This window comes from Pseudomonas sp. CCI4.2, assembly GCF_034350045.1.
In the GTDB taxonomy this organism is placed as follows: domain Bacteria; phylum Pseudomonadota; class Gammaproteobacteria; order Pseudomonadales; family Pseudomonadaceae; genus Aquipseudomonas.
This window is the reverse complement of the sequence record NZ_CP133781.1, coordinates 4,124,573-4,148,096: the sequence shown is the minus strand read 5'-3', so window position 1 is coordinate 4,148,096 and position 23,524 is coordinate 4,124,573. Positions and strand designations below refer to the sequence as shown.

Here is a 23,524-nt window from a genome sequence, read left to right as displayed (position 1 = left end):
TTCCATTACGGAATACAACCGACATCATCACCAAACACTAAGAAACCAAATTCTTTTCGCGGGGATCTGCGGGGGCTGCAACCACCTTGTTTCGGCCAGACTGTTTAGCCGTATAAAGCATTGTGTCCGCCTGCTTCAGAACTTCATTGATATCGGATGAGGTGTGCGGCCAATGTGCAACGCCCAACGAAATCGTGATGTGCCCAGCGGTCTTAAACAGCGTGAGTTCGACTTGTTGTCGCAAACGCTCAGACACCCTAAGGGCGACCTCGGGCGAGCTATTGGGTAACAGAATTAAAAACTCTTCACCACCAATGCGGCATAGCACATCATCGTCTCGCGTGTTGATACGCATCAACTCGCCCAGCCGCTTGAGCACTTGATCGCCGATGCCATGACCAAAGTTATCGTTCACCCGCTTGAAGTGATCAATGTCCACGGCCACCGCAGCAAAGGGTATCTGCTCGGCTTTCAGCCTTTCCAGAGAGCTGTCCAGGACACGGCGGTTGTACAAACCGGTAAGCGCGTCGGTTTGCGCTTCACTGGTGAGCAAGCCAATTTTTGCGTGAAGCAAGCGAACGCCCACCAACATGACGCGCTTGAGTTGCGCCGCCTCGTAGTACCAAGGCTTCACGCGCTCAATACGTCCCGCCGCACCAGGTGATTGCATTTCTTGCGCACTTTCAGCCAACTGCAGCAGAGGACGTGAAATCAAACGTGCCAGCCACCACACAATGATTAAACCGAAAATCCCCAACGGCGCCGTGTTCCGCAGCATGTCCAACATCAGGTTGTTGAGGGCTCCCAATGTTGCGTCGGTCTCCTTTTGCGCCACGATCCCCCAATGCGCCGACGGCACATTGGCATAGCCGGCCAACATGCTGACGCCCTTACTATTAATCAGTCGCTTCTTGCCATTCTCCCCACGAATGACCGCTTCGACCACGGGGTTGCCATGCACGATTTGGCCCACCCGTGCAGGATCCGGGTGATACAACAGACGGCGGTTTTGATCAACCACGTACAGATAGGAACCGTCGTGGTAGTACTGTTCGCCGAGAAGATCATTGAGGATGCTTTTTTTCTTAAGGTACAGCGTCCCACCGACATACCCGAAGTAATGGCCCGCTTGATCGACAATAGGGTGAGAAATAAATACCACCAAATTACCTGCCAGCGAGATGTACGGCTGACTGATGAGGGGCTGCTGTTTAGCCAAAGCTTCAATGGCGCCGGGTGTCTTTGCCATTTTTTGCTTTCCGGCAAATAAATCAGGCGAGACTGCCAATATCCAGCCTTGCCCATCCACGATCGCGACTGAATTAAAACTGTTGGTCTGAAACTGCAATCGCCGCACTTCCGATTGCAGCATTTGTTTGTTTTCCAGTTGGTCAGCTAACAGCGCGGCACTGTAGGCCAGCTGCTGCCTGGCCGCGATGAGAAACACATCGGTGCTGTTAGCCAGCTTGGTGGCGTAGACCCGATTGGCTTCCAAGGTGTTATCGATCAACAATTGGCGTTGAACGCGGTAGCTGGCGTAAAGGCTGTTGACCAGGGTCAGTGCGGCACTCAAGAGTGCCAACGTTATTATTAGACGGCGTAAATTGATGCTAAATATAGGTTGGGGGGGCATGCAGGCTATCCGGTAGGTCATCCTTGATCGTGTGACGCATTTATGTCGAAGTGGTCAACTTATTAATGCAGCTTTGCCCAGAACTGCTTGGTCAATTCATGCAGCGCGGACGTTAGACGTAAAGCTTCACTTGCGTTGTTATGATTGTTTTGGCTCGTGCTAACGCTCAATTCGGTAGCATCCCGAATATTAGCAACGCTGCGATTAATCCCTTCGCTCACCTCCCCTTGCTCTTCAACCGCTGCTGCGATTTGCATGTTCATTTCCGTGATTTCATGAACGCCACGACCAATGCCGCCTAGCGATTCTCTCGCTTGACGAGCCTGACTGACGCTCAATTGCGCGTGATCGCGGCTTTTCTCCATGACGCTCACTGCAGAACGGGTACCGTCCTGCAACGCGTTGATCATCTGCTGAATATCGGCGGTCGACTGCTGAGTCCGCGCAGCCAAACTGCGTACTTCGTCTGCGACCACAGCGAAACCGCGACCTTGATCTCCCGCGCGGGCCGCTTCTATTGCGGCATTGAGTGCCAACATGTTTATTTGTGCCGCGATATCGCCAATCACTTCCAACACTTGGGAAATATCGTTGCTGTGGTTTTCCAACGCATAGATGACGTTCGTGGCCTGATGAATTTCAATTTCCAGCGCAGTGATCATCTTGCTGGTGTCGCTGACCAATTGCTGTCCAAAGCGCGTCTCATTGCCAGCCTTTTCCGCCGCGCTGGCAGCAGTCTGCGCATTGCGCGCCACTTCCTGGATGCTGGCCGCCATTTGAGTGATTGAAGTGGCGATCTGATCGGTTTCGACCTGCTGCTCGACGGTCAGCCGATTGCTCGCATGAATTTCGTCCAGCAAGTTTTTCGCACACCCCCCCAGTCGGTCAGACGCATCGGCAATGCGACCGATAACAGCACCGGTTTCTGCATGGGCGGTCAGCAACGCAAATTGGATCTGACCGACCACGTCCGCCCGGCCCGTGTAAAGGATCTGGCTCAGTGGATTGTCTGCTGAACCGCGTACCTGACGCGCCAAGCCTCGCAGGGGCCTAAGTACGACGGCTATGGCGACACAGCTTAATGCGCAACTTAGTGCGGTTTCCAGAAGCGAAACATACGATGGAATCGACAGCACGCTGCCGAGGCTGAAGATGCTTAGCGTGATCAAGCTGCACACCAGCACAGAAATTTTTGTGCTTAATCCCAATCGCAACCATCGACTGGCCGAGCCCGACCCGCTGCGCAGCTGCGTATATAGTTTTTCCGCTGCCTCAACCTGAGCGGCGGAAGGTGCAGTGCGTACGGACTGGAATTCGACTGTTTTGCCATTCTTTCGAATAGGTGTGACATACGCACTGACCCAATAGTGATCGCCGTTCTTACAACGATTCTTGACCAATCCCATCCAAGAGTGACCCGTGTGCAACGTTGCCCACATATGCTCAAACGCCAACGCGGGCATGTCCGGGTGCCTGACGATGTTATGGGGCTGACCTAGCAGTTCCGCTTCGCTGTAGCCGCTGAATTTTATAAAGTCAGGGTTCACATAGGTGATCAGGCTAGCGGTATCGGTCGTAGAAAGAATGTTTGCATCGCTTGGAAGTTGAATGGCGCGGCCGGTTACAGCTGAATTTTTTCTCATGCGCAATCCCTATTATTCTTGCCGCGTAACGACCGCCGCGCAGTGGCTATTTAGCAAAGTTACCGCTGATAATTAGGAATGCATTGTTCAATTGTCAAACAATCAACACCCTCATTCGGATAGCCCATGCAGCAACTCTCCGTTAATAATGCACAGCCCATACGTTAATTATTACGCAAAAAAAGTATGCATAATAATAGGCTTTTATTACTGACTTATTAATGCCGCCAGAACGTTGTCGCATAAATATGCGTATACGGCTGAATAAATACTTAGCTAACAAACTACTGTTCAATCACAGGAAAAAAGTCAGTGTGGCATTTCCTGTTAGCAGGCGAACAAGATAGTCAGTTAAGCGGCTTTGATGTGCGTGTTTAAAAAAGCGGATCAAAAAAGGCATTTGGCCATTACTTTTATGCCTGAACGGGACCGTACAATATCGTACAACCACATACAAGGTATAAATCGTCGCATCCCCATAATTAGCATGCTTGTCTTGGATCAATATATGCGCGTGTTGTTAGAGAAACGCCTTTGTCACAGGTCCGACGATAAAGCCCGTAGGATGGGCAGGAGGATGCGGTTCCAACGGCAATTCATCGCCCTCATGAAACCGCTGAAGGTCGCTCCCACCTTATCGCAGCGTTCGGCTGTTCCTACATTTCCCGAACTATATGCGGTCATAGATCAATCGTAAAAGGGTTCGACCCTTTCGCGGCTGCCCACGAAAAAGCTGTCCGCTACCAGACGCAATGGCTGAAGGTCCAGGTCACTGGATTTCCCTCTAATCAACTGCTCGAAGTGTCGGTACACCGCCGTGTATTCCCCTTCATCGGCTACTGACTGGGCAACACCATCGATGCTCAGAGACGCCCCGCCACTGTCCAGTCTCAGTATTCCATCAGCACAACGAACCTCGATACTCCAGAGTTCATCATGCCCATGGTCGAAATCGAACTCGGCTCGAATGTCCAAATGGTTTGGGTCGGACAGACGCAGCGACGCAGCAATTGGTGATTGGCAATTGCTCGGGACCCGCAGTTCGGCTGACTCAACGAACAGAGGCAATGGCAATAAATGGGTCACGATGGATAACGCGTTAATGCCAGGATCAAATACCCCCAAGCCGCCCGGTTGCCAGATCCATGCCTGACCTGGATGCCATTTGCGCACGTCTTCTTTCCAATCGATCTGCACGGACTTGAGGGTACGGCCCGACAGCCATGTGCGTGCCGCTTCAACGCCCGGGGCAAATCGTGAATGCCAGGCAAACAAACCACTCACTCCTTGATCGCGGGCTTGCTCCACCAGCGCCAGGGCTTCACCCAATGTGGCGCAAGGCGGTTTCTCCACCAAGACGTGTTTGCCCGCGGCCAAGGCGGCACGCACCAACGCGTAACGACCCTGAGGCGGCGTACAAAAAGCGATGGCGTCCAGCTCTGGCGACTGCTCGAGCATTTCGTCCAAGGAACTGAAATTTTTTACCCCTGGGCACGGTTGCCCAAGGCTGGCGACCGCGAGCAGTTGGAACGCGGGGTTGGCCAGAATCGCCGGTACGTGCTGATCCTGCGCAATCTTGCCGTAGCCCACTAAACCGAGACGAATCGGTTGCATCTGTGACTCCTGTTTTTGTACTTATGGTCGATGCAGCAACCTAGACGTAAAACGCTTGCTAAACAACTGGATCATGCTCGTGGCGGCGTTGACTCCAGGACGAGGCAACGCCGGCGCCCCAGTGCGGGTGGTCCGCCCGGAAAAAATTGAGCAGGCTGTTATTCGGGAAGCGGACAATGCGGTTGACTGTCAGATCGTATTTTGTCTGTAGGAGGGGCCCGCCACGCTGTCGCGCAGCAAACTGGACGTGTAGGAGCTGCCGCAGGCTGCGATAAGGTCGGCACAACCTTCAGTGGTCTTAAGAAAGCGACCGGTTCCCGGTCGAATCGCAGCCTTCGGCAGCTCCTACAGTTTAATGTTGATATTTCAATGAGTTACATCGTGTTTGATGAGGGTCAACGTGTTGGCGGGAGACCGGATGCGGCCCGGCTTGCACACCTCCTCACCAACAAGTCACCTTTTCCAGCCGAAATTTTAGAAGCTGAAATCGACCTTGGTCCACAGGGTACGGCCCGGCTCATTGATCGCCTTGTCGCCCGGATAGCCAAAGCCTGCATCGCCCGCAAGGTTCAGGTGCTCCGCATAGTCTTTGCCCAGCAGGTTATCGACGCCGGTGCTGACTTTCAGCTGTTTGCTGATTCGGTAGCTGGTGTTCAGTGAGAACACGCCGAACCCGGCGCTCTTGCCGAAGTCTTGACCCACCACATTGCCTTGATTGACTGCCACCCGATTTTGCTCGGCAACTATCCGCCATAGCGCCCCGGCGCCCCACGCACCTTTTTGATACGTCAGGCCAAGGCGGGTTTCCAACGGCGGCATTTGGGGTAAGGCCTGGCCGTCGGAGGTGTTTTTGCCCCAAGCGTAAGCCATGGTTGCGTCGGCCTTCAGGTTGGGCGTCAAACGGTACGCCGCCCCCAGTTCACCGCCCAGGGTTCGAGCATTAACGTTTTCGGCTTTGGAGCTGCTCATGCCCATCATGCTGGTGCTGTAGTCGAACAGGATGTAATCCTGCACTTGGCCTACATAACCGGACGCCCAAGCCTGCAAATCGTCACGGTTGTACTGAACGCCGAAGTCGATTTGTGTGGTTTTTTCAGGCTTCACGCCACTGAGCGCATTGCTCGTGCCCGCCGGACCGCTACCCGCTGAAAACAGCTCCCAGTAGTCAGGAAAACGCTGCACATGGCCAATACCGACATACACGGTGGTGGGTGAGTCGGCCAAGTCGTATTCGTAACGTGCGAAACCGCTGGGCAAAGTATCGGCGCGGGTATCGCCGGCGGTGGGGTTGGACGAACTCATTGACATGCTGCGCAGGGTTTGCCGGTAATCCTTGGCTAAGGCGCGGTCCAGTCGAGCGCCGGTAATTACCCGTGAGCGTTCAGCGGCATACCAGGTCAGTTCCGCAAAAGCACCGTAATTGTGCTCGACCGCGTCTTTGCTCCAGGCCATTTCGTCGGTGTCGGTAAAGGTATCGGTCATCATGGCGTATTCGGAATCACGCACACGGTGTTCGCTGCGCAATGCATCGACCCCGGTTATCAGTTCCACCTCGGTCCACTTCCAGGTGGCCGCCATGCGCCCGCCCAGCGTGCGACGGTCGACTTCTGAAGCCATGGGCATTGGCATCATGCTGCTGGGGTCCGGTGTCCGCAGGCGGAAGTTGTCCATGATGTGATCGGCGTAGTTGTAGTAGACCTGCGTTTCGAACTTATCCAGCACCCCGCCGAGGTTGCTCTTCTCGAACTTCAGCCCGAGGCTTTCACGTTTAAACTGCGTTCCGTCCATGCTGCGCCCGGCATAGCGAGCTTCCCCGTTGCCCTTACCCGCCGTCAACTCCAACAACGTATCGGCGTCGGGCGTCCAACCCAGCGACACATCGCCGTTCCATTTGTCCCAGCGCGAAGGCACTGTGTGGCCGCCACCGTCTTTATAGTCATCCGCCTGTGACTGGTTGCCGACGGCGCGCAGATAGCCTTGCGGTCCGCCGACCGCGCCGTCGAGTACTTTGTCGAAGCGCCCGTTGGAGCCGGCCAGCACGCTACCACTCAAGCGGCTGCCCAATTGGGCAAAGTGTTCCGGGCCGCGCTCAAACAACACCGTACCGGCTGAAGCTCCCGGCCCCCACAGCACTGTTTCGGGCCCTTTGATTACGGTGAGTTTGTCGAACGTTTCCGGGGCTATGTAAGAACTGGGCGCATCCATTCGAAACGGACACGCGCCGAGCATCAGCCCACCGTTGGTGCGAATGTTTAAGCGTGAGCCGAACATGCCGCGCAGCACGGGATCGCCGTTGGTTCCGCCATTACGAATCGCCGAAAAGCCGGGAATGGTCTTGAGGTAGTCCGTGCCATCGCTGGCCGGGACCGGCTGGCGTGGGTCTTTTGGGTTAGTGATGATGGTCAGCGGTGAGCTTTGTTGAACAGCCGTAATCACTGTCGGTTCCAATACCAATGGCGGCGGTACGGGTGTCGAATCAAGGTCTTCAGGCTCAGCGGCCATTACACACACGGGCAGGGTCAAGCCCAAAAAGAATGCAAACGCCTGACGCCAGTAAAGATGCTGCGGGCGCAGGTGAAACAGGGACGCGTTAAAGATCGAGCGCATGAAATCGTCCGTTGAAAAGTCAGCGTTATCCGGGATAACAGGTTCACAAAGATGAGCGCCCGCACGGGGGCCGGCGCGTGTGCGCCCTGCTCAGCTTTTGCCTTGGGAAACAGGGTGAATGACGATCAGCAGAGTGCAGGTGGCGCCCGAGTCCTGGCCCCGGGAAACACCGGAGGCATTGCCGCTTGCGGCGCGACGCAAGACACCCGAAATAACGCGGGAGGGTAGCCCGAGCGGACGACAGTGAAGGTAGATGGCGGTAACGCCGGATGCTGGAACAGCAGCGAGCAATACCCGCACTTCTCCCAGACCACCAGGCTGTGAGGCGGGCTGATTTTAGCCGGCTCGGAAGCCTGCGCCATGCCAGGCATGCTGTCGTGGCACGGCATCTCGCCCATGGTCATGGCGTCGTTCATGCCATGAGACAAGCTCATGCCCTGAGAGACCAATGGCCCAAGGAAGATCATCAGCATGGCGAACAAACTGAGCCATGCGCCGATCGATCCCTTGCTGCTGCGCATCACGTGAAAGACGCCCCGTCGAATAGCGCGTGCAGAGGCATCCGCAAGCGGTGCTCTGTGATCACGGGGATTCGGGCGATTTTCATGGGCGCGGAATCTAACACCGTCCCGTCGGATGCGACACCAGCCTGTGTTGAGTAGGCGGTCAATGATGCAGTGAAACTTCCTACACGCGGCTGATTTAAAGGCGATGAAGCGTCGTGCGACATAACGGCGCATCTCTGGGCAATCACCACGGCGTTTAATTTTTGCAGGAAGACTGCCAGACTGACCGACAGCCAAACGCCCAGAGCACACCATGATCCAGATCCGCCCCATGACCGCCGCCGATTTCGAGGGTTTTTGGCCGACCTTTCAGGCCATTGTCACTGCGCGTGAAACCTACGCCTACGACCCTGAAATTACCCAGGAACAGGCGCTTCAACTGTGGTTGCAGACGCCGCTGCATACGTTGATCGCCGAAGAAGACGGTGTCGTGCTCGGCAGTTATTACCTAAAAGCCAACGCCGCAGGCCCCGGCAGTCACATCTGCAACTGCGGCTACATGGTCAGTGAGGCGGCCCGCGGGCGTGGCGTTGCCCGGCTGATGTGCGAACACTCCCAGCAACTGGCCCGCGACAGCGGCTTTTTGGCGATGCAGTTCAATTCAGTGGTGTCCAGCAACGAAGTGGCCGTCGCGTTGTGGCACCGGCTAGGATTCGAGACCGTCGGGCGCTTGCCCCGCGCTTATCAGCATGCGCGGTTGGGGTTGGTGGATTGCCTGGTCATGTTCAAATGGCTGGCGGATCCGATAGAAAAATCCGTTCCCGCACAAGCCAAGTTGATCGGTCGCAAGAACATTGAATCCATCGTATCGCGCCCGCGGCGCGGTGGATGATCGCTAAAGGCGGTGCGATTTGTCTGAAACGCTATGCCTGGCCCTTCCCGAACAAGTTCGCTCCTACAGAGTCTGTTGATGACCGCCTTCTAAAATGCTTTTTAAAAGGAAATCTGAATGCCATCCCTTTTTGATCCGTTGAAAATCGGCACCGTCTCTGCGCCTAACCGCATATTGATGGCGCCATTGACCCGCGGTCGTGCGACCCGTGAGCATGTACCCACTGAATTGATGATCGAGTACTACTCCCAGCGAGCCAGTGCCGGTTTGATCATCACTGAAGCGACCGGCATCAGTCAGGAAGGTTTAGGCTGGCCGTATGCGCCTGGAATCTGGAGCGATGAGCAGGTTCACGCCTGGAAAGCTGTGACCGACGCTGTTCATCAAGCGGGCGGGCGTATCGATCTGCAGATGTGGCACATGGGCCGTATTGTCCACCCAAGCTTCCTTGGCGGTGCGCAGCCGGTTTCATCGTCGGCCACTACCGCGCCGGGCAGTGCCCATACCTATGACGGCAAGCAACCGTATGCATTGGCGCGGCCGTTGAGCGTCGAGGACATCAAACGTTTGCTCGACGACTACGCCAAGGCCGCTAAAAACGCCATGGCAGCCGGTTTTGATGGGGTGCAGATCCACGCAGCCAACGGGTACCTGATTGATCAATTCCTGCGTGACAACACCAACTTCCGACAAGATGAATACGGCGGTTCGATCGAAAACCGCATTCGATTGTTGGTCGAGGTTACTCAGCGGGTTGCCGACACCATCGGCGCCGAGCGCACCGGCGTACGGTTGTCGCCCAACGGTGACTCCCAGGGCGTCAATGACAGCAATCCGGAAGCTCTGTTTGGCGCCGCAGCGGCAGCGCTGGACAAGATTGGCATCGCTTACCTGGAACTGCGCGAACCGCCGTTCAATGGCACCTTCGGCAAAGCCGACCGACCGCCGATTCATCCGGTGATTCGCAAGGCCTTCCGCGGCGCGCTGTTTTTGAATTCCGATTACAGCTTTGAGCGTGCTCAGGCTGCACTGGTCGCAGGCGAAGCTGACGGCATCGCTTTTGGGCGGCCGTTCCTTGCCAACCCAGACTTACCGCATCGTTTCGCCAACGGCTTGCCGCTCAACGATGACGTCATGCAGACCTGGTACAGCCAAGGGCCTGAGGGCTACGTCGACTACCCCACCGCGGAAGATTGAGTCTGTTGCAGCAATAAAAAAGCGGGCTGTGTTTTGCGCAGCCCGCCTTGTGACCTCGTAATCGATAACACTCAGTGAATTGTGTACAAACGAACCTCGGTATCGCCTACTTTCAATTCTGTCTCTTTATTCCATTCGCTTGGGATCGAGCGGAAATCATCGGGCTGGTAGCTCCCACTGACCAACCACACTCGACCGGTGCCTTTGGGCATTACCTGCAAGCGATCAACGTAGATTTTATCCGCGTCTTCGTCCACCAAGGTGCCGAAGCCGTAAGCGTTCGGACGGCCCGAAGTGCCGTCAGGCAAAGTGGGTGTATAGAGCAAGGGCTGTGCGCCAGTCTTGTTGTAATAGACGTAGCCGAAATACCAGAACAAATCGCTCACCACGATGCGGTCGCCCGCGACGTAGTTTTGATTGACGTAGTTGACCAGGACGTCGAACTGTTCGTTGTCCACGCTGTAGTTATTCTTTAAACCGACCATTTCAATGCCCAGCACTCCGACCAGCAGGCCAATCGCCAGAAAACGAAAACGTCGTTCAAGCTGATCGATGGCGACCGCCAACACCAACGGTAAGCCAATGGCGGCAAACATTAAGTACCGCTCGACCAGCAACGGTGTCACGAACGACACCGCAAAAATCACCAGCAGCGGCAGGAAAGTGTACGCCACCAGCAGTCCATTAAACCGGTAGTCGCTTCGGTCTCGGACGACAACCATGACTGCGATAGTCGCGATGGCCAGCGGCATTAACAGATACAGCGGAAACCAAACGTCGCCACCGTCTTTCAAGGTCAGAAATTGCCAGATCGCCGACGGTAAAGAATCCAGGGTGATGGGTGGAATCCAGCCTACATCACCGCCGACCCGCAATTGATCAAGGTGGGTCAACTGCCCAACCAAGCTAGGAATCCAAGGCGCATACAGCACGATAATTGCGACGTTGGTCACCCACCAGGCTGGTCGTGTGATCAGCTTGAGTTTGTCCTCAGACTTGCAGCGCAGCATCAACAAGTAGAACCAGTGAGCCAGCACGCAAAGGCAGGTGAAGTAATGGGTATAGAAACTTGCGGTCATCAACAGCGCATAGATCGCCAGATAACGCTTGCGGCTAGGGTTTTTGACCCAATACACCAGCGCCACGGTTGCACCCATCAGCCAGAAGCCCATCAGAGAGTACATGCGTACTTCCTGGCTGTAGCGCACGACGATGGGCATTAAGGCCAGTAACACCCCGCCCAGCACCGCCGCGCGGGGGGTCGTGATTAAGCGCATCAACCAGACCGCGAGGCCCACGGTCGCGATACCGGGTAAAGCACTCATGGCCCGAATCGAAAAGATCCCGTTACCGAAGACATTCATCCAGGCATGCAGCAGCAGGTAATAAAGCGGGGGGTGTACGTCGTGCGCGCTGTGAAACCAGGTCAGCGCGGGCGAGTACTGGCTCATGAGCAGGCTGGAGCCTTCGTCGCACCAAATCGCGGTTTGGGTCAAACCGTAAAAGCGCGCGATGGCGGCCAATGCCAAAATCGGGACGAGCCATAACGCATGTATCCAAAGGCCATGAGTCGATCGCGACGAGCGTCGGGTTCCTTCCACCTGCTGGCGATAGAAGGGTTCCCCCAACTCATAATCCCGTTGTAGCTTCATTCGCCCTCCGCCCCAAGCCATCAAAATGGTACTGCCAGACTCGCCACATCAAGGGTTCAAGGCACGGCGCTGCGCACAGAAAATACGAAGGCAAACCCTTCCAGACAACGTCTTTGCTTATCTGGACGCGATGGTACCCGCGCATTTATTCAAACGTCCAACTGTGAATAGGTTTGGCCCGTTCAGGTCACACGTAATGCGCTATTGAGGCTTAATTTTGAAACAAGTTCCGAGCCAACCCAATGAATCAAGGCGGTATTGCGCCTGATACCACCCGATTTCCAGATGCACGGCACAATTTCGTACGCGCGCCCAAGATGGCTGCGTTTACCGAGGTGGTTCAGATAAGGTGAGGGGCATCGCGCCCTTTCTTTACTGGAGAACCGCCCCTTGATCATTCCCGAATCTGTAGGACTTTCTTCCGAGCGTTTGGCACGTATCGACGCGTTCATTCAGAAAGAATACATAGACACCGGAAAGTTGCCCTGCGCGTCGACACAAATCTGGCGCCACGGCCAACTGGCGTACAGCTCGGTGTTAGGCTCTGCGGACAAAGAGCGCGGTCTGCCACTGAAGGCCGACAGCCTGTTTCGTATTTATTCGATGACTAAACCCATTACTTCCATCGCCTTCATGATGCTGGTCGAGGAAGGTAAGGTTTCATTGGATGATCCGGTGGCGCGCTATATCCCCTCCTGGGCAAACCTCGGTGTGTTTCAAGCGGGCGTAACCGGCGCCTTCCAGACGCGCAAGCCTACCCAAGCGATGCAGGTCATTGATTTGTTGCGCCACACCTCTGGCCTGACTTATGGATTTCAACAACGCAGCAACGTCGACGCTGCCTATCGCCACCTCAAGCTGGACGGCGTTAACAGCGAGGGAGGTCTTGAAGCGTTTGTCACAGCGCTGGCCAGCGTGCCGCTTGAATTTGACCCCGGCGAAGCCTGGAATTATTCGGTTTCCACCGACGTACTGGGTTATTTGGTGCAGGTGATTTCGGGGATGCCGTTCGAGACGTTTCTCCGTGAGCGAGTTTTTCAGCCGCTGAACATGGTGGATACCGATTTTTCGGTGCGCACAGGCCAAGAACACCGGCTGACTGCCTGCTACGCCCTGGATCAACACGGCAATGTCGTATTGCAAGACGATCCCGCCACCAGTGCCTTCTTGAGCGACCCTGCCACAAAATCCGGCGGCGGCGGTCTAGTCTCAACCGCCGACGACTACATGCGCTTCAGCCGTATGTTGCTCAACGGTGGCGAACTGGACGGCGTGCGAATTGTTAGCCCGAAAACGTTGAAACTGATGACCATGAACCACCTGCCGGGCGGCAAGGAGCTGGGAGAAATGTCCGACTCGCCGTTCAGTGAATCTCTGGTCGATGGACTGGGTTTTGGATTGGGGTTTGCCGTCACGATTAATCAAGCCCGCACGCTGAACATGGGTTCACTGGGCGAGTTCTTTTGGGGCGGCATGGCTTCTACCGGTTTCTGGATCGACCCGGTGGAAGACATTGCGGTGGTGTTCATGACTCAGCTGATGCCGTCGAGCGCGTACCCAATCAGACAGAAACTGCGCACGTTGGTGTATTCGGCACTGACGGAATCAGACGCCTGATCGCAGTCAGCTTTTGCCGAGATTGGCGAGCAAATCCGCCTGGACGATCTCGATCCAGTAGTTATCCGGGTCGCTGATAAAAGCCACGTGTTTCATACCTTTGTCCAAACGTTTTACGAACGGCACCTGCAAGGCATCGAAGCGCACACAAGCGGCTTCGATGTCCGGCACCGAAAAGCAGATATGACCGAAACCGCGCGGTTCCTGATTGCCGTTGTGGTACTGCGAATCGTCAGTCTCCGTGCCCCAGTTATGAGTCAATTCCAGCACCGATTCACGGCCAAAGGTATACACCTGGCGCTCTCCAGACTCGTCCGGCACGGCGTCGCCCTTCGTCATGGCCAAGAACATCAGGGAGAATTTGGCTTCTGGAAAGTCCACCTTGCGCAGCAAACGCATGCCCAGCACACGGCTGTAAAAGTCCAGGGATCGTTGGGGATCTTTGACCCGAAGCATGGTGTGGTTGAACACATAATCCTGAGTAACGGGATCGGGTGTCAGGCAGACACCGGGCTGATTTTCGCTGACGAAAGGCATGAAGGGATTCGCTCTTGTTGGGAGACGAACAGTCTAGTTCGGGTGGTGGCGGGTGGGTAATACGGGGTTACTACGAATGACGATCAAGATGCGTCGGGTTGGGGGTTTGCTTGTCGCTTCCCTGATCGAACGGGTTGCATAACAGCTTGATATGCCGTCACAACGGAAATCCAGATCATCGCCAGGGTACCCATCAGGATGCTAGGTTTCTGATCGCGAAATACCCCCATCTGTTCATGATTGGAGGACATGGTGAGTGATCCCAAGGCACATGCGGCCTATTCCTTGAAAGCTCAGGCCGATTTGGTCGCTCGATAACCGAAGATAGCGCCAAGAATTGCACCGATGACAGCGCTTCCTAGACTGGGGAAAATCATATTGGCGATGGCTGCAGAGCCGATAGTGGTCGCGATCATCGTGACATCCATGGCGCGGGCAATTGGGGATCGGGCTGACGTGTGATTGATCTTTTCAACTGACATTGGCTTGTCTCCATCCTGGATGTGCCTGCTAAGGCTTGTGTGAACGAACGCTGCGGCGGATTGTGTATTCGGGCATTCAAATCAGCAACGCCAATACGTAACTGAACAAAACCAACTCGATACCGGCGAGGACCCAACAATGCCCAAAAAAGAATTCAGCTCCCGCCGCCGACAAGTTCGTGGTACGGCTGCCAGACGGTATGCGCGACGAGGTTGATGCTGCTGCCAGCTTCCTCGACACCAGCATGAACACCATCTTATCCAGGCACTTCGTCAGTGCCTGGATAAGAACAAGCGACAAGAGTTGTTGCTTGACACTCTCGCCGCTGCTGTTGAGCAGACGAAGCTCCAAGCGGTTGCGATGGTCACACTCGCAAAGCGTTAACTGCGTCCATCCGCATCGGCAGATGCCGAGCCAGCCTAATGAAAGCCATATGGTCCCTTTAGGGCTTTTAGAGCCACATAGATTTCATTGGTCTGGATTTTGTCACTCGCGCACGGCTTCTGACCGAGTGCGGACGAATTCGCGGACTATACCGCCTACCTTCATCACCCCCCGTCCACCTTCAGAGGATTTGCAGCCATGTAAACGACAGTGACCAGGCCCGCCACATGCTCGCCTGGGTCGGTGAGTGCTCGCATACGGAGGCGTAGTGAGCGCAACAGAGCCCGGTTTCGACCGGGCTTTTTAATGCCTGTTTTTATTCGTCAGCGCTCAACAGAGCGTTGGAGCGCTGACGAATAAACGCAAACCATTGAGGATTCGCCATGAACCAATCACTTTTCCAGCGCCGCGTCATCCTTGATGGATTGCGCGAACGCAGCAAGATGGCCACCGCCGAGTTTTACGCAAAGGTCGGTATCGATGAGCCTGCGCGGCCCGTTCGATTCGTCGTCGAGGGGCGCGGTAATAACATGTTCGAAGTGCGCGAGCGCACCACCGGCAAAGTTCACGGCTTTAAGGCCGGTCACCGTGACGGATGCCAGCTTGCGCAGCGGCTTGAAGATGAAGCGGACGCCACCGAAGCGCGGCGCTCATCAATGCGCAACTTTGCTCGCAACATGCTCGGCTGGACCGTGACGTTCTGCGTTGTGTTGGTGGCTCTCGCCATTAGTGCGCACCGATGATAAGCAACCACACCAGCCTGATTAATGAGCGGCGTCCAAGCGTTATTCTGATGACCGCTCAGATCGAATGCTTTCTCGCTCACGGCGGCATCATCTTTCAGGCGCCCCCGCCGACGTACTCTTTCCGGCCCATCGCGCCACCCGCCCAAGGTGGCGAGGCAGCAGACCTTAAATATCAGTCTGCGCGCCAAGCGGCTGCGGAAAAGCAGGCATTCGTTGAGCAGATTCGGGGCATGTCCAAAACGATGACCCAAAGGGCAATCGTCGAACAGACAGGTGTTGCTCGAAGGATTCTGTTTGCCATGGGCCAGAAGCATGGCTTCGCGTTCCGATTTGAACGTGAGTGCCAGCCTCGACCGGCTGGTGCGCGAACAGACCGAAGCCAAGACGCGGCACGGGTCGAGCGCATCAAGGATTTCAAGGAAATCGGCCTGACCCGGGCGCAGGCCGCTCGGCAACTTGAGGTCAACGACAAGTTGTTTATCCGGCTTATCACCGAGTACGACATCGATTACCCGAAATACGTCAGCAATCCCCTGTGATGCGCCGCGCCCGAGCAATCGGTGATCGGCGCCGTATCGCCCATATGGACTTCTTTCATGTCAACGACAGTAACCCACCACGTGGGGCCGAACGGCGGGCGGACGGTGACAAAGGGGCAGATGATCTCGGCGGCCTGCCACTGGGAAGTGTCTGCGTACTTCGTCCTACCCAACGGGGAAAAGCATGTTCACGCAGTAACGGTGCCCAACGCCACGCTGGTCGACATGATTCCTCTGATGAACGAACGCTTCGGTGACCTGATCGCCGAGAACGGTAACGAGGTCTCCGGCGCCGGGTGGATAGCACACGGTCGCGGGACGCCAAAGAATGTCAAAAAACGAGTAAAGCGCCGCCGCACTTAGGCGGATCGATAGCAACCCGCGCTTCGCGCACCGGAGAAACACAATGCCCATCGCAACCAATACGGCCGAGTTCCTCGAGGAGCTGAATGGCGGCGCCTTCGCCAGCCAGATCGGCCACGCCCTTTCCGAAGTTGCCTCTGGTGTTGTTGACCACGGCAAGGTCGGAAAGCTCGTGATCACCCTAGACCTCTCGCAGATCGGCGAATCCAGCCAGGTGAAGATCAAACATAAGCTCGACTACAAGGTACCGACCAAGCGTGGTACCCGCAGCGAGAACACCAGCCTCGACACGCCAATGCACGTCGGCAGCGGCGGGAAAATTACGCTCTTCCCTGAAAAGCACGCCCAGATCTTTACCAAGGACCAAGCGCCAGTTTTTCCCCGCACCTGATCACCCGTTACAACCTCCCTTCCCTATCGAGATCTAACGAATGTCCCTCACCCCTGAAGCAATTCAACTCATCACCGACAATGCCCTGATCGCTACAGGCAAGTCGCTGTCCACGTTCACGCCAACCGTTGTGCTGCCTCAGGGCGCCGAAGTGGTCAACCTAGAGAAGTTCCAGGCAAGCCGTAGCCGCTTCCGTGGCGTCTACTCCACCAACTCGCTACCCGACTTCAGTAAATATGTCACTGACCGTGCCGTAGTGAACGCAAAGGGCTTTATCGATCAGGACGAAATGTCCTGCGCAGTGATGTTCAATATCGGTGACATGTTGAGCCCTGGCCATGCCGATGACCGTGCAACGTTGAAGTTGAAGCCAACCGCCGGATACAAAGCGGTGCTGGCCATCGGCGGTAAAACGATGACCCAGAAGGACCTCAGCGACTGGATTGAGGACTGCAATGGCTCGCTGAAAGCTGTTGGTGAAGACCTGCAGGAGATCAGCCTGGTTAAAGCGATCGCAGCTGTTCGGACCATCACCATCAAGGCATCGTCTGAAAGCGATCACACCGTCAGCGAAACTCGCGCCAGCCGTAGCGCAATGGACGCCATCGAGGCGACCAGCAAAGAAATACTGCCTACTTCGTTGTTGTTCTCGGTTGTGCCGTTCGAGGGTTTGAGCTTGCGCGAAATCATCCTGCGCATCTCGGTTATCACCAGCGGTGCGCAACCGGCATTAAAGCTGCGCTGGATTGGAGAAGAAGTTCAGCGAGAAGAAATCGCCCAAGAGTTCAAGTCGGTGCTTGAAGCGCAGGTAGGTGAGGCTGCTAAGTTGGCGCTGGGTACGTTCAACCCTAATTAACGACACGAGCTGCTCATATGACAGATGGGCAGCTCGGTTTATGATTTAAATTGCTGAGAAGTTCTTTGGAAGCTGCTTCACTCGTTCGGCCAGCTCTTCGATTGTGACTGTGCCCGCTAGAACACCATCCAATAGCTTTTCTCTGTTCGCATCGAAGTCCATATTATTAATACACGAGCCAACCGGCGCGACAATAAAATTATAAGGAGTTAGATAGCGCCGTCTTATCTCAGCGCCCCCTTCAAGATCAACAATTTCACCATCTATGATTGCGGCACCGTCGTCATACTCTTCTCTTGAAATATGACGACCTTGATATATCCCAAACTCTTCAAACGCGTATCCTCGAGATTCGATCTGCGCCTTTACATTTAAATATGGATACACACCTGTAGGCTCCATATGTTCAACTTCTACATAAACAAATTGCTGCCAATAAGCGCCATCCACAGCTGCAATTTTCGATATCGCGAGTTCTTCCCCGTTCATTAAAAGCATATTATCGCCTTCTCGGATCAGGGATGAAATCTGGAGATCACCAGTACGCCACCACCAGATCGGGCTAATATTACCGAAAACAAGTGGTTCTTTCAGCAACAAACACAATCTGTCCGTAGCTACTTTCCCGCTAAACCACTCTATACCTCTTACACCTGGAAAGGATTTCCCAAATCGCCCGCTAAAATACTCCGCAGAACTACCCCAAAAAACGGGCATAGTTGGCGGAGGCGTCAAAAAAGGACTAGGACCTAACGCAGGCTTAGGCAGAAGCATTACTCCATAGAGATTATGGATCAAGGCATTAAAGTTATTTTCATAATTATCCTGATCTGTGAAGTCACTGTACAAACGACCATCAAAGCAAGTCGGCGTCTTTACGACGGCAGTCACACCCCTAACCAGAGGAATATATTTAACGCTATCCTGCCTGCGATAAATCTCTGCCGTTAATATTTGCCCCTCGTATCCAACACCTCCATTGCCAGCATTAGATTTTTCAATATAGTTATCTGTACAAATCACCAAAACCTTTTCCGAACCGCTTAATCCCTGCTCCATAAATCTAGGGAGATTACTTCCCAAAACAAGGTCCCATTGATCAAGAATGGCATCTAGACCATTTCGCCTTAGATCCGTAGCTAACTTCAAAACCCAAGCTTTATGTTCATCACTGTCGTGAGAATAAGAAATAAACACCTTAATAGCTTCCGCTGCCACTTCGCCCACCACCCATTCAAATGGAAATGAATCTAGCTCAAATAGCGCTTCTCAACCACAGCAATTGAATGCGAACGATCATTAAGATCGACGCCTATCAGGAGTCGACATGCCCCCTTCTTACCAGATACTGGTCGGCGACTGCTTGGATCTAATGCGGCAGATGGCCGACGAGTCGGTAGACAGCGTTGTGACCGACCCGCCCTACGGGATCCGCTTCATGGGCAAGAGCTGGGACGGTAAAGATATCGAAAATCGCGCCGCCTACCGAGCGAGCATGCCCTCGCACGCCGATGCCTGCGGCCCGAATGGTGGTCATCGCTCTATCGCGGCGGAAGCCGGAAAATATGACCTCACGCCCAACGGCATGCGCGCATTTCAAGCGTTCAGTCTCGAGTGGGCGACCGAAGCCTTTCGGGTGCTCAAGCCTGGCAGTCACTTGCTGTCGTTCGCTTCGACCCGCACTTATCACCACATGGCTTGTGGTATCGAAATGGCGGGGTTTGAGATCCGCGACCAAATCATGTGGGTATTTGGCAGCGGTTTTCCGAAGAGCCACAACCTGAAAGGCGAACATGCGGGCTGGGGCACAGCCCTGAAACCGGGGCACGACCCGATCTGCTTGGCTCGCAAGCCGTTCGCTTGCACCGTCGCCACCAACGTGGCGGATCACGGTACCGGCGCCATCAATATCGACGCATGCCGCATCACGGCAGATGACGCAGCCGACCTGGCAAAAAACTGGGATCGAGAAACCACCGTTGATACTCGCGGCGGCAACTATGGCAACGGAAAGTCTGGCGCAATCGCTATGACGGCGGTGCCGTCGACGCTGGGCCGCTGGCCAGCGAACCTGATACACGACGGCAGTCCCGATATTGTGGCGCTCTTTCCAACGAATGCAGGCGCCAGCGCCCCGGTGCTGGGAACTGAACCAGCCGCGAACGGCTTCAGCGGCTCAGTGAAGTACAGCGGCATGATGGGACGCGTGCGGGGCGCTTTCCACGGCGACACCGGCAGCGCCGCCCGCTTCTTCTAAGTGCCCAAAGCAACCCAGCGCGATCGGAACGAAGGCATAGCTGATCCAGGTCCTCAATTCACCCACGGCACGACGCTCAGAGAGGTTGAGAACACCCCAACAGTGGGCAACGTTCACCCAACGGTAAAGCCCACTGACTTGATGGCCTACCTGCTGCGCTTGGTTACTCCACCAGGTGGCACCGCGCTCGACCCGTTTATGGGCAGCGGAAGCACCGGGAAGGCGGCAATGCTTGAAGGCTTCAACTTTATCGGCTGTGAACTCAGCGAAGAGTACGCCGCGATCGCCAAAGTCCGCATCGAACACACACTGAAAATGGTCCGCGAGGCTTCCGCCCAGGCGATCCAATTTGAACTCTTCACCGCCTGATCCGCCCTCACCTATTGCGCAGAAGCAAGTCCCACCGGCAGCAGATCACCAAAGCCCCAGACCGCGGTGCCTATCAATACAACTGCGATGGCTACCCGACCGAAGACTACTATCTGCGGAAGATACTTTTTACGTGTGTCGCCGAAACTCATGCCCACCATCCCACCTGGGGTCAAAACCCCCATCATGTCAGTGGATTTGAGGTGTGCAAGAAAAGCGATTCCAGCCATCACTGCACCAGACCTGGATATCCAAGAGCTTGGCTTGTCCAGGCACCATACGGCCAATGTCACAGCAATAGGCACAGCAACCGCTAACAGTGAGTAAACGAAGAACCACTTGCGGAACTTCAATATTGCTTTTTCGTAAAGGCACACCTCTGCGACGATCATAAGACTTCCGTTTTTGCTGGCCCAGCTATTGGGCGAACACAAATATCCCACTTCAACGAATAACGCCACACCGGCGAGGATCATCTATGTCCGCTCACCAGAAAAAAAACCCTTTCGATTTCAAAACTCAGTACGGCCTTGGCTTCAATCCGCAAGACGAAGAAATCGTTGTGGACTTCTTCTGTGGTGGTGGCGGTGCCGGTACCGGGCTGGAAATTGGGCTTGGTCGCGCGGTGACCGTGGCGAAAAACCACAACCCGGCGGCGATCAGCATGCACACCGTCAACCACCCACACACCAAACACTTCACCACGGATGTCTTTGAGGGCGATCCCAATACCGAGTGCGGTGGCAAGGCCGTCGGCTGGTTCCATATGTCGCCGGATTGCACGCACCACAGCCAAGCGGCCGGGGGCCAGCCCCGCAAGCGCGAGATTCGCAACCTTTCATGGGTCGGGCTCAAGTGGGCAGGCAAGAAGAAACCCCGTGTGATCAGCCTGGAAAACGTGAAGCAGATCCTGCAATGGGGCCCACTGATCGCCAAACGCTGCAAGGTGACCGGGCGCGTCATGAAACTTGGCGGTGCGATCGCTGCGCCCGGTGAAGTGGTTCCGATTGGACAACAGTTCCTCATCCCCGATCCGAAACGCAAAGGCACCACGTGGGCCACGTTTGTCACCGAACTGGAGTTCCTGGGCTACATCGTTGAATGGAAGGTGATCAAGGCTTGCGACTTCGGTGCTCCCACCAGCCGCGAACGTCTGTTCATGCTCGCCCGCTGCGATGGCCAGCCAATCGTGTGGCCAGAGCCAACCCATGCGAAGAAGCCAGCCAAAGGGCAACTGAAGTGGCGAACAGCCGCTGAGTGCATTGATTTCAGCGACCTTGGCAAAAGCATCTTCGGCAGGAAGAAAGACCTGGCACCAGCCACGCTAAGGCGAGTTGCCAAGGGAATGAAGAAGTTCGTTATCGACAACCCTAAGCCATTCATTGTGCCAATCGCGAACTGGTCGAATGAAGCTGTGCAATCAGTTGACGACCCGTTGCGTACGGTTACGTCGTATCCAAAAGGCGGGGCGTTCTCCGTGGTCAGTCCGATTATCGCGCCGGCCACACATCAGGGTAGCGACCGCATCAATGATCCACTTGATCCGTTGCCGACGGTCACCTGCGCCAATCGCGGCGAACTGACTTTGATTAGCCCTGTGATGGTTGGTACGGGTGGACCAGAATACTCAGGCAAGCCAACTGCAGTTGATCAACCACTCGGCACCATGCTGACTCACAACCACCGTGCGATCGCTGCTGCGCATCTGGTCAAGTTTCGTTTCGCCGATGAAGGAAAGGCGCTTGATGCTCCATTGCCAACCATCACCAGCGGGGGCAATTACCAGCGGCCAGCCGGTGCCGCCCACGCAATGGGTATTTCAACTGTGTTCATGGCGCAAATGAACGGTGGCTTCAACGCCACTGACGCCAAGAGCATTGAGGACCCGATGACAACGGTCACCAACACCGGCAGCCAGCAACAACTGGTCGCCGCCAACCTGGTGCACTTTCGCGGCAACTGTGACGCTCGGAACATTGACGACCCACTTCATACCGTCAGCGCCGGCGGCACACATCACGGCTTGGTCTCCGCATTCATGGAACGTCAGTTCAGCGCCAACATCGGCCGGGGTATCGACGAACCAGCGCCGACCATCACTGCGGGCGGCGGCGGGAAAAGCTCAGTGGTGTCGTTGCGGCTGTCACCGGAGCATCAAGAAGGTGCACGTGTAGCTGCGTTTCTGATCAGCTACTACGGCACCGAAAACATGAGCGGCTGCGATAAGCCAGCGCCGACGGTCACAACTAAAGATCGCCTGGCCTTGGTCACTGTGATGGTCAAAGGTACGCCGTACGTGATCGTCGACATCTGTCTTCGGATGCTGCAACCGGCAGAGCTGTACCGGGCTCAAGGCTTCCCCGCCGACTACATCATTGACAAGGGTGCCGACGGCAAGCCGTTCACTAAGACCCAACAGGTTCATATGTGCGGTAACAGCGTCAGCCCTCCGCCTATGGCGGCGTTGGCTCGGGCCAATGATCCATGGCGAGCTACTCAGTGTCGGGTGGCCGCCTGAACGACTCTTAACTATTGCGCTAAATGCCGATTCCTAACAGCGGGTTTTTTGATCGATACTCATGCCTACTTAGTAGCACTGAAAATACGCTCAATAGCAGCAACTGTTGCACTAGCCTGACCCCCGTAGTTATCAGCAATTTCTCGAGCTGCCCACGCAAAGCTATTTCTATCGACCAATACCTGTGAATTGGCATAAAGAATAGTCAGCTGCATAGGGAGATCAAAAGAAATAGCGCGTAACTTTTTGCCGGTTAGAGGAACGTTGCTGCGCTCGCGCTCAGATAAAAATATTTCAGCTGCCGACCATGCTTTCGTGTATCTGTCCTGAATCGCAAACCACTCTTCTTTCTTGCTCGCTTCCTCTGCATCTATCAAGTCATTTTGCTTGCGGTCATTTTCCAAAAGCCACAGAAATTTCTCCTGTAGCTTAAAAAGGTAGCACCGCATTTTATGAATATCGTTCGAAGCTTCAAGTAGCGTTTTTACGGACTTGAATCTTTCTGCGTGACGAAATTGAGCCTGCCAACTGGTCAACGCAAAAACTGCCACCACGGCAGTTACAGCGCTACCCGCAAAGCTTAGTAATTCGAAAACGCCTCGAACTTGGTTGGCAGTAATTTCGGCAGATCCCATTCCAACCCCAAGCAATATGCCAAACACGATAAGCAGTAGGCAGCCTGCAAACACGACTCGATCCATAAACCAATCCTCTCGATAA

The 23,524-nt window shown here is 55.1% G+C and carries 22 protein-coding genes and 2 pseudogenes; 11 read left to right on the top strand and 13 right to left on the bottom strand.

Annotation, left to right across the window (positions count from 1 at the left end; translation table 11 throughout):
- Positions 1 to 37 precede the first annotated feature (37 nt).
- The 6 genes and pseudogenes from RHM65_RS18845 to RHM65_RS18825 all read right to left on the bottom strand — a co-directional run bounded on the left by RHM65_RS18845 (position 38) and on the right by RHM65_RS18825 (position 8,018).
- Entirely contained in the window at positions 38 to 1,633 is a 1,596-nt protein-coding gene (locus RHM65_RS18845) for a sensor domain-containing diguanylate cyclase (protein ID WP_322183898.1), read from the bottom strand.
- Between the two features lie 62 nt (positions 1,634 to 1,695).
- Positions 1,696 to 2,769, bottom strand: a complete 1,074-nt coding sequence (locus RHM65_RS18840) for a methyl-accepting chemotaxis protein (protein ID WP_416195073.1) — start codon at positions 2,767 to 2,769, stop codon at positions 1,696 to 1,698.
- A gap of 177 nt (positions 2,770 to 2,946) precedes the next feature.
- Positions 2,947 to 3,276, bottom strand: a pseudogene (locus RHM65_RS25460) (PAS domain-containing protein); the annotation flags it as partial.
- A gap of 687 nt (positions 3,277 to 3,963) precedes the next feature.
- Positions 3,964 to 4,890 (bottom strand): Gfo/Idh/MocA family oxidoreductase, encoded by a 927-nt coding sequence (locus RHM65_RS18835; RefSeq protein ID WP_322170514.1) that lies wholly within the window; start codon positions 4,888 to 4,890, stop codon positions 3,964 to 3,966.
- Between the two features lie 474 nt (positions 4,891 to 5,364).
- A complete protein-coding gene (locus RHM65_RS18830; RefSeq protein ID WP_323565487.1) occupies positions 5,365 to 7,497 on the bottom strand; it encodes a TonB-dependent copper receptor in 2,133 nt (710 codons plus the stop codon).
- A 125-nt stretch (positions 7,498 to 7,622) separates the two neighbouring features.
- Positions 7,623 to 8,018: a DUF2946 domain-containing protein gene (locus tag RHM65_RS18825; RefSeq protein ID WP_322170517.1), complete on the bottom strand. Its 396-nt coding sequence runs from the start codon at positions 8,016 to 8,018 to the stop codon at positions 7,623 to 7,625.
- A gap of 298 nt (positions 8,019 to 8,316) precedes the next feature.
- Between RHM65_RS18825 and RHM65_RS18820 the strand changes: the two genes are divergently transcribed.
- On the top strand, positions 8,317 to 8,895 hold the full coding sequence (locus tag RHM65_RS18820) for an N-acetyltransferase (RefSeq protein ID WP_322170520.1): 579 nt from the start codon (positions 8,317 to 8,319) through the stop codon (positions 8,893 to 8,895).
- Positions 8,896 to 9,012: 117 nt separating this feature from the next.
- Positions 9,013 to 10,092 carry an alkene reductase gene (locus RHM65_RS18815; protein ID WP_322170523.1) on the top strand — a complete coding sequence of 360 codons (1,080 nt, stop codon included), beginning with the start codon at positions 9,013 to 9,015 and terminating at the stop codon, positions 10,090 to 10,092.
- A 71-nt stretch (positions 10,093 to 10,163) separates the two neighbouring features.
- Here RHM65_RS18815 and RHM65_RS18810 read toward each other — a convergent pair whose 3' ends face one another.
- Entirely contained in the window at positions 10,164 to 11,744 is a 1,581-nt protein-coding gene (locus RHM65_RS18810) for a glycosyltransferase family 39 protein (RefSeq protein ID WP_322170526.1), read from the bottom strand.
- A gap of 390 nt (positions 11,745 to 12,134) precedes the next feature.
- Between RHM65_RS18810 and RHM65_RS18805 the strand changes: the two genes are divergently transcribed.
- On the top strand, positions 12,135 to 13,361 hold the full coding sequence (locus RHM65_RS18805) for a serine hydrolase domain-containing protein (RefSeq protein WP_322170528.1): 1,227 nt from the start codon (positions 12,135 to 12,137) through the stop codon (positions 13,359 to 13,361).
- 6 nt (positions 13,362 to 13,367) lie between these two features.
- Here RHM65_RS18805 and gloA read toward each other — a convergent pair whose 3' ends face one another.
- From gloA to RHM65_RS18790, 3 genes are all read right to left on the bottom strand, one after another.
- Complete coding sequence (gloA, locus tag RHM65_RS18800; protein ID WP_322170531.1) at positions 13,368 to 13,898, bottom strand: lactoylglutathione lyase; 531 nt, start codon at positions 13,896 to 13,898, stop codon at positions 13,368 to 13,370.
- Between the two features lie 293 nt (positions 13,899 to 14,191).
- The gene (locus tag RHM65_RS18795; RefSeq protein ID WP_322170534.1) at positions 14,192 to 14,380 is read right to left on the bottom strand and encodes a hypothetical protein; all 189 of its coding nucleotides are present in this window, start codon (positions 14,378 to 14,380) and stop codon (positions 14,192 to 14,194) included.
- Between the two features lie 76 nt (positions 14,381 to 14,456).
- Positions 14,457 to 14,681: a hypothetical protein gene (locus RHM65_RS18790; RefSeq protein ID WP_322171323.1), complete on the bottom strand. Its 225-nt coding sequence runs from the start codon at positions 14,679 to 14,681 to the stop codon at positions 14,457 to 14,459.
- Between RHM65_RS18790 and RHM65_RS25455 the strand changes: the two genes are divergently transcribed.
- The 6 genes from RHM65_RS25455 (at position 14,581) to RHM65_RS18765 (ending at position 17,660) form a co-directional block, all read left to right on the top strand.
- On the top strand, positions 14,581 to 14,979 hold the full coding sequence (locus tag RHM65_RS25455) for a hypothetical protein (RefSeq protein WP_322170538.1): 399 nt from the start codon (positions 14,581 to 14,583) through the stop codon (positions 14,977 to 14,979). The two genes, RHM65_RS18790 and RHM65_RS25455, sit on opposite strands and share 101 nt — an antisense overlap.
- Before the next feature lie 169 nt (positions 14,980 to 15,148).
- Positions 15,149 to 15,508 (top strand): hypothetical protein, encoded by a 360-nt coding sequence (locus RHM65_RS18785; RefSeq protein ID WP_322170541.1) that lies wholly within the window; start codon positions 15,149 to 15,151, stop codon positions 15,506 to 15,508.
- A gap of 50 nt (positions 15,509 to 15,558) precedes the next feature.
- Complete coding sequence (locus tag RHM65_RS18780) at positions 15,559 to 16,050, top strand: hypothetical protein (RefSeq protein WP_322170544.1); 492 nt, start codon at positions 15,559 to 15,561, stop codon at positions 16,048 to 16,050.
- A 57-nt stretch (positions 16,051 to 16,107) separates the two neighbouring features.
- Positions 16,108 to 16,413, top strand: a complete 306-nt coding sequence (locus tag RHM65_RS18775) for a hypothetical protein (protein ID WP_322170547.1) — start codon at positions 16,108 to 16,110, stop codon at positions 16,411 to 16,413.
- A 43-nt stretch (positions 16,414 to 16,456) separates the two neighbouring features.
- Positions 16,457 to 16,804 carry a hypothetical protein gene (locus tag RHM65_RS18770; protein WP_322170550.1) on the top strand — a complete coding sequence of 116 codons (348 nt, stop codon included), beginning with the start codon at positions 16,457 to 16,459 and terminating at the stop codon, positions 16,802 to 16,804.
- A gap of 40 nt (positions 16,805 to 16,844) precedes the next feature.
- Positions 16,845 to 17,660, top strand: coding sequence for a DUF2303 family protein (locus RHM65_RS18765; RefSeq protein ID WP_322170553.1), 816 nt, complete (start codon positions 16,845 to 16,847; stop codon positions 17,658 to 17,660).
- 45 nt (positions 17,661 to 17,705) lie between these two features.
- Here RHM65_RS18765 and RHM65_RS18760 read toward each other — a convergent pair whose 3' ends face one another.
- Positions 17,706 to 18,887 (bottom strand): toll/interleukin-1 receptor domain-containing protein, encoded by a 1,182-nt coding sequence (locus RHM65_RS18760; RefSeq protein WP_322170556.1) that lies wholly within the window; start codon positions 18,885 to 18,887, stop codon positions 17,706 to 17,708.
- Between the two features lie 100 nt (positions 18,888 to 18,987).
- Between RHM65_RS18760 and RHM65_RS18755 the strand changes: the two are divergent.
- A pseudogene (locus RHM65_RS18755) lies at positions 18,988 to 20,286 on the top strand (DNA-methyltransferase).
- A gap of 11 nt (positions 20,287 to 20,297) precedes the next feature.
- On the opposite strand, the gene RHM65_RS18745 reads toward RHM65_RS18755, so the two are convergent.
- The gene (locus tag RHM65_RS18745; protein WP_322183894.1) at positions 20,298 to 20,762 is read right to left on the bottom strand and encodes a hypothetical protein; all 465 of its coding nucleotides are present in this window, start codon (positions 20,760 to 20,762) and stop codon (positions 20,298 to 20,300) included.
- A 2-nt stretch (positions 20,763 to 20,764) separates the two neighbouring features.
- Between RHM65_RS18745 and RHM65_RS18740 the strand changes: the two genes are divergently transcribed.
- Positions 20,765 to 22,804 (top strand): DNA cytosine methyltransferase, encoded by a 2,040-nt coding sequence (locus RHM65_RS18740; RefSeq protein WP_322183892.1) that lies wholly within the window; start codon positions 20,765 to 20,767, stop codon positions 22,802 to 22,804.
- A gap of 65 nt (positions 22,805 to 22,869) precedes the next feature.
- Here the strand turns inward: RHM65_RS18740 and RHM65_RS18735 are convergent, their stop codons facing one another.
- Complete coding sequence (locus RHM65_RS18735) at positions 22,870 to 23,505, bottom strand: hypothetical protein (RefSeq protein ID WP_322170567.1); 636 nt, start codon at positions 23,503 to 23,505, stop codon at positions 22,870 to 22,872.
- Positions 23,506 to 23,524: the final 19 nt, after the last annotated feature.

Coding starts and splice junctions, on each gene's coding strand:
- RHM65_RS18845 (WP_322183898.1), bottom strand. CDS start 1,633: ATGCCCCCCCAACCTATATTTAGCATCAATTTACGCCGTCTAATAATA.
- RHM65_RS18835 (WP_322170514.1), bottom strand. CDS start 4,890: ATGCAACCGATTCGTCTCGGTTTAGTGGGCTACGGCAAGATTGCGCAG.
- RHM65_RS18830 (WP_323565487.1), bottom strand. CDS start 7,497: ATGCGCTCGATCTTTAACGCGTCCCTGTTTCACCTGCGCCCGCAGCAT.
- RHM65_RS18825 (WP_322170517.1), bottom strand. CDS start 8,018: ATGCGCAGCAGCAAGGGATCGATCGGCGCATGGCTCAGTTTGTTCGCC.
- RHM65_RS18820 (WP_322170520.1), top strand. CDS start 8,317: ATGATCCAGATCCGCCCCATGACCGCCGCCGATTTCGAGGGTTTTTGG.
- RHM65_RS18815 (WP_322170523.1), top strand. CDS start 9,013: ATGCCATCCCTTTTTGATCCGTTGAAAATCGGCACCGTCTCTGCGCCT.
- RHM65_RS18810 (WP_322170526.1), bottom strand. CDS start 11,744: ATGAAGCTACAACGGGATTATGAGTTGGGGGAACCCTTCTATCGCCAG.
- gloA (WP_322170531.1), bottom strand. CDS start 13,898: ATGCCTTTCGTCAGCGAAAATCAGCCCGGTGTCTGCCTGACACCCGAT.
- RHM65_RS18795 (WP_322170534.1), bottom strand. CDS start 14,380: ATGTCAGTTGAAAAGATCAATCACACGTCAGCCCGATCCCCAATTGCC.
- RHM65_RS25455 (WP_322170538.1), top strand. CDS start 14,581: ATGCGCGACGAGGTTGATGCTGCTGCCAGCTTCCTCGACACCAGCATG.
- RHM65_RS18785 (WP_322170541.1), top strand. CDS start 15,149: ATGAACCAATCACTTTTCCAGCGCCGCGTCATCCTTGATGGATTGCGC.
- RHM65_RS18780 (WP_322170544.1), top strand. CDS start 15,559: ATGACCGCTCAGATCGAATGCTTTCTCGCTCACGGCGGCATCATCTTT.
- RHM65_RS18775 (WP_322170547.1), top strand. CDS start 16,108: ATGTCAACGACAGTAACCCACCACGTGGGGCCGAACGGCGGGCGGACG.
- RHM65_RS18770 (WP_322170550.1), top strand. CDS start 16,457: ATGCCCATCGCAACCAATACGGCCGAGTTCCTCGAGGAGCTGAATGGC.
- RHM65_RS18765 (WP_322170553.1), top strand. CDS start 16,845: ATGTCCCTCACCCCTGAAGCAATTCAACTCATCACCGACAATGCCCTG.
- RHM65_RS18745 (WP_322183894.1), bottom strand. CDS start 20,762: ATGATCCTCGCCGGTGTGGCGTTATTCGTTGAAGTGGGATATTTGTGT.
- RHM65_RS18740 (WP_322183892.1), top strand. CDS start 20,765: ATGTCCGCTCACCAGAAAAAAAACCCTTTCGATTTCAAAACTCAGTAC.
- RHM65_RS18735 (WP_322170567.1), bottom strand. CDS start 23,505: ATGGATCGAGTCGTGTTTGCAGGCTGCCTACTGCTTATCGTGTTTGGC.